The organism is Parendozoicomonas verongulae (assembly GCF_009711465.1).
In the GTDB taxonomy this organism is placed as follows: Bacteria; Pseudomonadota; Gammaproteobacteria; order Pseudomonadales; family Endozoicomonadaceae; genus Sansalvadorimonas; species Sansalvadorimonas verongulae.
The window spans coordinates 1-9433 of record NZ_SMME01000753.1; the positions used below are offsets into that span (position 1 = coordinate 1).

13 protein-coding genes and 1 other RNA gene are annotated in these 9433 nt (G+C 49.4%); 8 read left to right on the forward strand and 6 right to left on the reverse strand.

What is annotated here, in order from left to right; translation table 11 throughout:
- Positions 1-102 precede the first annotated feature (102 nt).
- From E1189_RS05215 to E1189_RS05225, 3 genes are read right to left on the reverse strand one after another with little or no spacing between them, the layout of a single operon-like run.
- A complete protein-coding gene (locus tag E1189_RS05215) occupies positions 103-567 on the reverse strand; it encodes a hypothetical protein (protein ID WP_155158992.1) in 465 nt (154 codons plus the stop codon).
- Positions 515-1435 carry a helix-turn-helix domain-containing protein gene (locus tag E1189_RS05220; RefSeq protein ID WP_155158993.1) on the reverse strand — a complete coding sequence of 307 codons (921 nt, stop codon included), beginning with the start codon at positions 1433-1435 and terminating at the stop codon, positions 515-517. Before E1189_RS05220 ends, E1189_RS05215 begins: the two co-directional genes overlap by 53 nt.
- Complete coding sequence (locus E1189_RS05225) at positions 1419-1730, reverse strand: hypothetical protein (RefSeq protein ID WP_155158994.1); 312 nt, start codon at positions 1728-1730, stop codon at positions 1419-1421. The genes E1189_RS05220 and E1189_RS05225 overlap by 17 nt, the downstream gene beginning before the upstream one ends.
- A gap of 278 nt (positions 1731-2008) precedes the next feature.
- Between E1189_RS05225 and E1189_RS05230 the strand changes: the two genes are divergently transcribed.
- From E1189_RS05230 to E1189_RS05250, 6 genes are all read left to right on the forward strand, one after another.
- Entirely contained in the window at positions 2009-2689 is a 681-nt protein-coding gene (locus E1189_RS05230; protein ID WP_155158995.1) for an XRE family transcriptional regulator, read from the forward strand.
- Positions 2690-3115: 426 nt separating this feature from the next.
- Positions 3116-4051 (forward strand): PD-(D/E)XK nuclease-like domain-containing protein, encoded by a 936-nt coding sequence (locus tag E1189_RS05235; RefSeq protein WP_155158996.1) that lies wholly within the window; start codon positions 3116-3118, stop codon positions 4049-4051.
- Positions 4051-4875, forward strand: coding sequence for a recombinase RecT (locus E1189_RS05240; protein WP_155158997.1), 825 nt, complete (start codon positions 4051-4053; stop codon positions 4873-4875). Before E1189_RS05235 ends, E1189_RS05240 begins: the two co-directional genes overlap by 1 nt.
- Before the next feature lie 15 nt (positions 4876-4890).
- Complete coding sequence (locus tag E1189_RS05245; RefSeq protein ID WP_155158998.1) at positions 4891-5142, forward strand: hypothetical protein; 252 nt, start codon at positions 4891-4893, stop codon at positions 5140-5142.
- Between the two features lie 69 nt (positions 5143-5211).
- Entirely contained in the window at positions 5212-5409 is a 198-nt protein-coding gene (xisR, locus tag E1189_RS26415) for an excisionase family protein (RefSeq protein ID WP_490352837.1), read from the forward strand.
- A gap of 6 nt (positions 5410-5415) precedes the next feature.
- Positions 5416-6675 carry a tyrosine-type recombinase/integrase gene (locus E1189_RS05250; protein ID WP_196221213.1) on the forward strand — a complete coding sequence of 420 codons (1260 nt, stop codon included), beginning with the start codon at positions 5416-5418 and terminating at the stop codon, positions 6673-6675.
- Between the two features lie 296 nt (positions 6676-6971).
- On the opposite strand, the gene ssrA is transcribed toward E1189_RS05250, so the two are convergent.
- Both ssrA and E1189_RS05260 read right to left on the reverse strand, forming a co-directional pair.
- Positions 6972-7389, reverse strand: a transfer-messenger RNA (tmRNA) gene (gene ssrA / locus E1189_RS05255).
- Between the two features lie 82 nt (positions 7390-7471).
- Positions 7472-7732: a DUF5062 family protein gene (locus E1189_RS05260; RefSeq protein ID WP_155159000.1), complete on the reverse strand. Its 261-nt coding sequence runs from the start codon at positions 7730-7732 to the stop codon at positions 7472-7474.
- Between the two features lie 114 nt (positions 7733-7846).
- Here E1189_RS05260 and hexR point away from each other — a divergent pair, with 114 nt between their 5' ends.
- Both hexR and E1189_RS05270 read left to right on the forward strand, forming a co-directional pair.
- Positions 7847-8698, forward strand: a complete 852-nt coding sequence (gene hexR, locus E1189_RS05265) for a transcriptional regulator HexR (protein WP_155159001.1) — start codon at positions 7847-7849, stop codon at positions 8696-8698.
- Between the two features lie 70 nt (positions 8699-8768).
- Complete coding sequence (locus tag E1189_RS05270; protein WP_155159002.1) at positions 8769-8951, forward strand: PA3496 family putative envelope integrity protein; 183 nt, start codon at positions 8769-8771, stop codon at positions 8949-8951.
- Positions 8952-8970: 19 nt separating this feature from the next.
- On the opposite strand, the gene E1189_RS05275 is transcribed toward E1189_RS05270, so the two are convergent.
- Positions 8971-9433, reverse strand: a 463-nt coding sequence (locus E1189_RS05275; protein ID WP_155159003.1) for a methyltransferase, incomplete at its 5' end; no start/stop codon positions are given.

Sequence of the window (9433 nt, forward strand, 5' to 3'; positions counted from 1 at the left end):
TGTCTAGACCCTATTTAGACATCAGGACCACCTCCTAAAGACGATGAAGTCTCATTAAAAATGAACTTAACCGTTAAAACGATTCTCCATAATAAAATTGGATTAGACATCAGAATCACCTCCTAAAGACGCATAAATTTCGTCAAGAAAAAAACTGGCTGTCTTCATAGATTTCGCTCGCTTGCTTTTATCAACAACACGATCTTCTTCCCTGTTATATTTCCGGTGGGCAAGTGGTTTTCTTCGGGTGCCTTTAGCGTGCTCAAGAAACTCTGCGATGGACGGTGGTTTGCTGAAGTTATCGCAAACATGGTGCAAGGCAGCGTGTGCCTCTTGCCCGGTGATCCTGTTTCTCAACAGTGCATCCGCCCACTCCTGTACGACCAGCTTGCGCATCGTCTGTGACTGATTTCTTGGCCACCAGATATTTTTGAAAACAACACCAAACTTCCCATCCAGTCGCTCAGCCAATGAGTAATAAAACTGCTCCCTGGCCTGCTGCTGGTTGTGTTTTTCATGGCTCGTACGGGACTCCGTGTTCATCGCACCACTGTCGTGCGTAGGCATTAGCGATGTCTGTATGGGTTCGTTGCTGTCCTTGCTCACGATCACGTTTCTCCCATTTGTTCTGGTTTTTCATGCCATTACGCCATGCCGCCCGCCAATCAAGATATTTCAAGCCTTTGGCTCGCATGGCATCCGACCACGTCTCGGTGGCCTGCTCGATAGGTAAAACAAAACCGCCCTGCTTCGCATACCAGTTCCACATGTCCTCCGTGATTGTGAAACCTGCGGGGAATGTGGTTTTCGTTCGAGGGCTTCGCTTTCGCTTTTTGGCTGGTGGTGTAGCAGGAGGACTGGCAAGGGAAGGGGCTTCTTTCTCTATTAATACGTTGTTTGTATTAATAGAGTCATAAGAGATATAAGGCTCTTCTCTTGAATTAACTATGGGGTTAACTGAGTTAACCCCGGCGCTGACTAGATTAGCACCATGGTTAATTGAGTTAACATCAGAGCAAACACTCCTTTGCTGGTCGTTATTGGTTGTGCGGTTAACTAAATCAGCTGTAGTGTTAACATTCTGTTTACCACTGTGATCATTTTCATTAACCGTAGCGTCAACTAAGTTAACACCAGCGTTAATTTGCTTTACCAGCATCGAGTTAAAATCAGCAGAAATAAGAGTGAGGTTGATGGAGTAAAGACCACGCTTTCTCGCATAAACCAAACCAAGCTCTTTGAGTTTTTTAATGTCCCGGCTGACCGAGCATTTGTGAATGTTCTGCATCTCGGCAATCTCACTGAGCTGCAAATAACACTGTCCCTGACTGCTGGCATGACAGCACATAAGAGAAAGCAAAACCCTCTGCCCATTGCTCAGCCCCTTCCAGAGCAACGCATTAACAAGGATTTGCTGGTTAATCGATGAGGACATAGCTATCGTCTCCCTGCACACACATCTCTTTCGGTGTGAGAGTCTGCATGTTCAGGCGACAGGATTGCCGATGACCATTGTCCTCTATCCATTGCCCGGCCTTGAGTTCCTTGATGTATCGCACAAAGCAAGGGAGTGATACGTTCATCTTGCTGGCGCAACCTGTGCGATCGATATGACAGATGCCATTGATGTCTGCGTCAAGAATCAAAAGCTGCAAAAAATGTCGGGCGCGAGGTGACAAATTTTGATTACGTATTGTGGTTTTTATGAGCTGGCTTTTGGATAAATGCATGCAGCCTCCCTGCTGTTCTATGCAAATTATCGAAACACTACTTTTAGCAGTGCTAATTGGGTATATGATAACAATTATCACGGGTAAAACGTTGTATATTTTGTTTTCTACGTTTGCTTTGTTTTTTTTACTAGTGTTATTGTTTTATATCAGTGGATGTGTAAACGTCAAATAAAGGTTTTGGTTTCATATATAGAAAATTGGGTGTTAGATTGGGTCTCATAGAGTGCGGAGACACCTATCATTTGTTACTCAAATAACAAAAATTGAAAAAGACCATGGAACAACTCAAAGATCGCATAAGGTACGTGCGCAACCTTCGGAATCTGTCACAAAAGCAGGTAGCGGATAAAGTACAAACCTCACAGTCCACGATCCACGACCTGGAATCCGGACGCATAAAAAAAAGCAGTTATCTGATACGCATCGCTGATGCCCTGGATGCTGATATACGCTGGCTAACCGAAGGGGTAGGCTCCCCAGCCGCCGAAGGTATTTCTATTGTTAATCAGGGTTCCCCATTGCCCATGTACCTCTGGCCTGACTTGTACAATATTCTGGTCAATGGTGATGAATCAGTCGGCATGGTGGATCTTGTACACAAGTGCCCCGTCCAGCACTCCCCCCAGTCCTATTGTCTGGCCATTTCAAGCGTGCAGGCCACTCATCAGTTCAGGGCCGGGGAAATCATCTTTGTTGATCCTGTGACTCGCTATACCGATGGCTGCTTTGTCATCGCAATCATCAATAACCATTGTGTTTTGCGGCAACTGGTGACCGATAGCATCGAGAGTTACCTCAAGACAGACAACGACTCCTTGTCCGAAGACAGGCGTATGATTCCTGTTAACCTCGATGCAATAAAAGACGGAATTATTAAAGTCCCTAAACACTCCGAACGAGGAGTGAAAGCGACGCTGGTAGGGCGGGTTATTTTGCGAGAAGAAATCCTGCTCTGAATAATATATGTGAAATTAAAGTATTCCTAAAAAAATAACTGAGGCGTTGTTTGTTGTGCCCTTACAAGGACGTGAGGCGACCATGGTCAACACCACTCAACAACCATCCACAGTCAAGGAACTGTGGGTCAGGTTCCAAAACAAGCTCATGCGTGTTTCTCTCAGCAAGACGCCGGTTTATGGCAAGCCCGTTTTGCTGCTGGCCGATGATGCACGCCCATCTGAAATCTGTTCATACAATCCCGGCATCCCCAACCACAGAGTGTTTGGGTGTGTTGCCTCCACTGCTCACACGCTTTGAATTTTCAGGCTGCCCTTACCTCACAAGACAGCACACTTGTCTTTTTTTTGGGCACTGAATATCGCAATACCGGTCAGTTAATTGTGGGCACCCTTTGCTCTTATCGAAATAATGGAGACAAGACCATGGAAACTGGAATTTACGACAATCTGGATGAAGAGCTGTATCACAGTGATGAAGCTGTTTCATCCACCATTCTGAAAGAGATGCGCCGCTCCCCAAGGCATGCCTACTCACGTACACAGCAGGAGCGAGGGAAAACAACTCGTACTCTTACCCTTGGTCGGCTTTTGCATGCCTGTGTCCTTGAGCCCGACCGATTCAAAAAGGATTATGCACCGCCCCTTGATCCGGCGGCATACCCTGATGCGCTGGTTTCTCAGGAGGACTACAAAGCCTGCTGTAAAACTCTTGGGTTGCCTGTTTCCGGCACCAAGCAGGTACTCAAAGAGAGGATTCAGGAAGCCGCAGATGATGCAGTCTTCTGGGATGATATTCTGGCGGAACACAGCAAGGGCCGGACGCTGATTTCCCAGCCCGACTTTGATATCTGTGCCGGAGTGATGAGTTCTGTTCAACATCATGGGAAGGCCAGCAAGGTTTTTACCGATGGAGTCTCTGAACGCTCCCTGTTCTGGGAAGATCCCGGCACTGAGCTGGCCTGCCGTGCACGGATGGATTACTACCGGGAAGACATCGGGGTTGTTTTCGATCTTAAAACCACCACTGATGCCCGCCTTGAGTCCTTCCAGCGGGATGTTTTCAAATATGGCTACCACATCAGTGCTGCCATGTATCTGGAAGGGTGCCGTCAACTGGGTCTGAAGGCGACAGCTTTCGCATGGCTGGCCATAGAGAAAGAGCCGCCTTACGCCATCGGCCTGTACATGGCCTCCCCCGAAATGCTGGCGGCTGGTGATAATGACTTCCGTGACTATCTGGCCACCTTCGCGGCCTGCAAAGAGTCCAGCTTCTGGCCCTCCTACTCTGACGACTTTGTCACCATTGACCTCCCGCCATGGGCACATAACAAACCACTGCTGCAGAGCGGGGTGTCATAATGGCTGCAAAGAAGAAAGTACAAGAGCAGGCCCCGCCACCAGCCGTGTCTATCAAATCTCTTTTCCGGGATAAGAAAAACACCATCGCGCAGGCACTGACCAATACACCGCTGACACCGGAGCGTCTGCTTTCGGTGGTGATGACCGAGATACGCAGAACACCCAAACTGCAGGAGTGCAGCCACCTGTCCATTCTCGGATCGGTGGTGCAGGCGGCCCAGCTAGGCCTGGAGCCGGGCAACGTGCTTGGCTATTGCTACCTGATCCCTTTCTGGAACAGCAAGGCCCGCCAGCTGGAATGCCAGTTCATGCTGGGTTACCGGGGCATGCTGGCTCTGGCTCGTCGCTCCGGGGATATCACCAACATTGAGGCTCGCGCCGTTTATGAAAGCGACGACTTTCAGATTCAGTACGGCACAGAGGCCCACATTCGCCATGTCCCGGCACTGGGAGCCGACCGGGGGCAGTTGGTGGGTTTCTATGGAGTCTCGCACCTTTCAGGTGGGGGTTATCACATCGAGTGGCTGCCAAGGGATAAAGTCGACGCAATCCGTAAGCGCTCCAAAGCTGGTGGGGATGGCCCCTGGCAGACCGACTACGAGGAGATGGGCCGCAAGACCGTTATCCGTCGCATGTTCAAGTACCTGCCGGTGTCCATTGAAGCGCAGAAGGCCGCGCACATGGATGAGCAGGTGGAGCTGGGGGAATCCCAGAACAACGGAGTGGTCATACAGGGCGATGAGGAGTCTGTCGTCATTGATGAAAACACGGGTGAAATCCTGGGCGATGTGCGTAATGCCAGTGACCTGAACAATGTTCTATAAACAGGAGTGCCAGGCATGGATTCGGAAACCAGAAAAAACTATCGCATCGGGCTGGATTCCCAGTTACTCAAATTTGTTCGCATCCTTGGACGTCGGACGCCGTATTTCAGTACAGACACCGTTCGGCGTATTAACGGCATTGAGCATCGTCATGCAGTGATGGTTATTGATCGCGGGCTGACGCTGGGAGTGATGAAACGCAGGGAGGGCAGACCGGGAAGCTTTCAGCTGGCTTCTTATGATGTTTCTCATACCAGTAAGGGGTGAGTGGTGCTCGAACAACATCTGTGAAGTGACAAGGATGTCCGGTGCAGAAAACAATTCAGGGACGAAAACATGCTGCAATGGGTCAGATTAAGCAAATACTGCGAACTATCTGGAGAGACACGAAATACCGTGAACCATAAGAAAAAAGCAGGTCTGTGGTTGGAGGGCAGAGAGTACCGTGTGGCCGGGGATGGCTGCCTCTGGATCAATCTTGATGCCGTCAATCATTGGGCTGGTGGAGGTGGCTTACGCAGTAAAAGGAGATAAATGGTTATGGACTTTTCCCATATCAAATGTCCGAAAGGGGTGACTCTCCGGACATACAAACATCGTATTACTATTCAGATTCAGTTCCGGTACCGTGGCGTTTTATGCCGTGAGCCAGCCATTTCCAAACAGGTTCCAGATTTAAAAAGCGCCTCGGATATTGATACTTTTGAGCAGCAACTGAAACGCGCTATGAAAAGTGCATCAGCCCTCCTCTTTCGTGTCAGAGATGAAATTGAGCTGGGTAAATTTGACTACTCCTACCACTTTCCGAAATCCAAAAAACTCAGACAACTCGGCCAGTACCAACGCAGGGACAACTGGACTGTTGGCGAATATATTGATGCCTACCTGAAGCGTGCAGAGAAAACGATCAGGCCATCGACCTATAAAACCTATGTGAGAAACCTGAAGTTTATTATCAAACCGGACTTCGGCGAAATTGCTGTGCAAGACCTGACGGCCGGGATGGTACGAGACTGGATTCACACTCGTAGCCTGACAGCCAAGCGCAAAACCATCAGCAACTACCTTTCCCCCTTCAAGCATGCCCTGGATGATGCCGTTATGGATGGCGTGATCAGTATCAATCCGGTCCGGCAAGTGAATATTGATACGATCATCTCTGTGGAATCCCGGCAAAGCGAGTTTGAACCAGACCCTTTCACGGAAGAAGAAATCAAACTGCTGCTGAAGCATATGGACGGGCAGATCAGGAACATATTTCAGTTCGCTTTTTATACAGGCCTGCGTACCAACGAACTGATTGGGCTGAAATGGGAAAAGATAGACTGGAACAAGCGAGAGGTTCTCGTTGATGAAGCCATGGTGCACGGGGTACAGGGAGAGCTGAAGACCGCTGGCAAGGGGGTCAAATCAAGACGGGTTCTTCTGCTGGATCAGGCTTTTGAAGCTCTGATTGATCAGAAAAAATACACCTTTCTGGCCGGTGAATATGTGTTCCACAATCCCCTGCATGACACCCACTGGGAAAACGATGCCCAGCTGCGCAAATATGGCTGGAAGCGCTCCCTCGACAAGTCTGGCGTTCGCTACAGAAATCCCTACCAGACCCGGCACACCTTCGCCCATATGCATATCCGCAACAATGAAAATATATGGTGGATTGCCAACCAGATGGGTCACAAGGGTATAGAAATGCTCAACCAGCACTACGGAGGCTGGCTGGAAAAAGCGGCTGAAGATTACACACCTTCTGCCAACTTCTCAGCTAACCTCCGACGGAGTGAAAACCGGAAAAACTGACCGGTATAAATCCACCAGCACACTCTCTTCAGCCCTTCCTGATGCTCCTCTTTTCTGAATCACAAACCGCATCCAGCGTGATCAAATGGGGCCATAACGTGTCGTTTTCGTGCTCATTTCGTGATCAAAATAGCCCAGCGTGTTTTTTTCGTGCACACCTGAGACGCTCATATACGCATATATACACAGTGCCAGTGACTTTTACAGGCAAGCCAAGACCCCTGTTTTCATAGGGTTTGGTGTGTGTGGGAGCGTGTGACTGCGTGTGGGGTGGTGTAACTGGCTGATGATAGAATTGGTGGAGGCGGCGGGATTTGAACCCGCGTCCGCCGATACTCTGCCCTTGGCTCTACATGCTTAGATCCGCCTTTATTTTAATCCTGCCATGACCCAGCGGTCAGGGTAAGGCAGCACGAGCCTGTAAAGTTTTAGCCGATCAAAGCCAGGCGCAGATCACGGCGAGTCCATCTGCAATGACGGTCTTGGAATCACCCGATAGACGAGGCAAAAAGACCGGGAACCAGTTGCTGTTTAGGCAGCTACGGCAGCCAGGCTGTCGTTCGCGGAGACATGATTCATGTCTACAACGGCGAAAGTTCCGTGCTTAGTTGTGTTGGCAACTAAAAAATAACAGTTATTGTTTTACGAGAGCCACTGCCATCTCTCGGCATGCACCTTGGGGTTCGTGATCGTCGTCGAATCCTGATCGCCCCCGGCACTATAGATTTAGCCCAGTACGGCAGTTCCAGCAAGTTTAGACCCCACAAAAATCCCAGAGTTCCATAAATGTGGCGGCCTATTTCAACAGCTCATGATCCGCAGGCAGCTGCTTGGTTATCCACACAATCAGGCGGTGTTTCATTCCGGGGCCATTTTCCTTATCTTCCGGCAGTGGGGTGATCAGCTTGTCTTTTACCAGCAGGCGATAGATGCACTCCACTTTGTCTTTGGGGGAGATACCCTGATCAAAATTCTTGTAGCCCCTGTTCACTGCGAACTGTGATCCTACCTGCAGTGCCAGTTTGAACAGTTGTGCTTCATTTTTGTGCTTTTTCATCGGCCGTATGCATTTCCTGGTTTGTGGCATGAAAACATATAGTGGTATTCCGCAATTTGTTGTATAACTCCTTTCATCAATAAAGTCGCCTCTTGATGTGGTGAACGCAGGGATATGCCAACAAAAAACCTGCTGCGGCAGATAGAACACAAACGTGACCAATTAAGACGATCGGAACAAAAGGTCGCGGAATATATATCCAAAAATCCTCAGGGGGTTGTACGCATAAGTATGGCCGAGCTTGCGGCCAGATGTGATGTAAGCGAACCCACTGTGGTGCGTTTTTGCAAAGCCATTGAGTGTTCCGGCTTTCAGGATTTCAAACTCCAGCTTGCCCAAACCCTCGCGTCAAAGAATGATTTCTCCCGCTTTGTCGTCTCAGATGGGGAGGATACGAGTACAATCACCCGAAAAGTCTTTGATGCCACCGTTCACAGCTTGCTGGAAGTACGCAACAGCATTAACCCGGACACGCTGGACAGAGCCATTCATATTCTCAGCAAAGCTCGCCGTATAGAGTTTTACGGGTTTGGTGCCTCTGGTAATGTGGCTAACGATGCTCAACACAAGTTCTTCCGTTTACAGGTGAATGCATCAGCCTATTCCGACCCTCACATGCAATCCATTTCAGCGGCCACTCTTGGAAAAGACGATGCCGTTCTCGCCATTTCCCAAACCGGCCGCACCCGGGAGTTGCTACATATGGTAACACTTGCTCGGGAACAGGGAGCACATGTGATAGCTCTATGTCCCGGAAACTCCCCTCTGGCTAACCATACAGAATTAAATATTGCCGTAGATGTGCCTGAGGATACTGACATATATACCCCATTAACCTCGCGTATTGTGCATCTGACTGTGATCGATATTCTGGCTATGGGGGTGGCACACACACGTGGCCCTGAACTTGCTAAACAGTTAGAGAATGTGAAGCAGAATCTGCGCACCTTGAGGGTTTCCTCCTAAGTACGCAGTGGTAGGGACGCCAGATCTGGTTGCACTGGCTTTACAGATAAGAAGAAAAAGGGGATTCATCATGGCCAATATCATGGCAGAACAGACCGATAAGTTTGACCTCACTCCAGGTCAGGAGACTGTTGCGGAACTTCCGGAAAAGGCTTCCCAACGCCAGTTACACATTCGTCGGGCGATTGAAGACCGCATGGAACAAAAACGGCTGGAGTCCATGTCAGAAGAAAGCTACTGGGACAATCTGTAAAGACGCCCTCAATTGAAAATCACAGGCGGTAACAGAAAATCTGGCTTCTCCAGACATCCGCCGCCTGTAAACACTTTTCAGGAGCCAACCCGGGTAGCGAGAAAGTATTACTGATAAGTGCACACCCTGGTGAGAGTTCCTGCAGCCGTGATGAGAGCCGTTTCATGGCGCCGGGGTAGAGGTAGCAGTAAATCAGCCCCGCACTCTGTAAATCGGTATGGTTAATATTACACAGCTGCACTTCCAGATTTGTCACCTTTCCGCAGACTCGCCACACCATCACACGCAACCAGCAAAACAGCCAGACTGGCAGAGAATTCTCCACAGCAATCACCTTGTTGGAGGGATAAGCTTTTGCCAGAGCCAGAGAGATGCCACCCCAGCCAGCCCCCAGCTCCAGAATGTCTCCGGTTACAGATTCCGGCAGAGCTGTCAGCAACTGCTTTTTTACGTAGCGGTTACTGGGAACCGGTCCGATACCG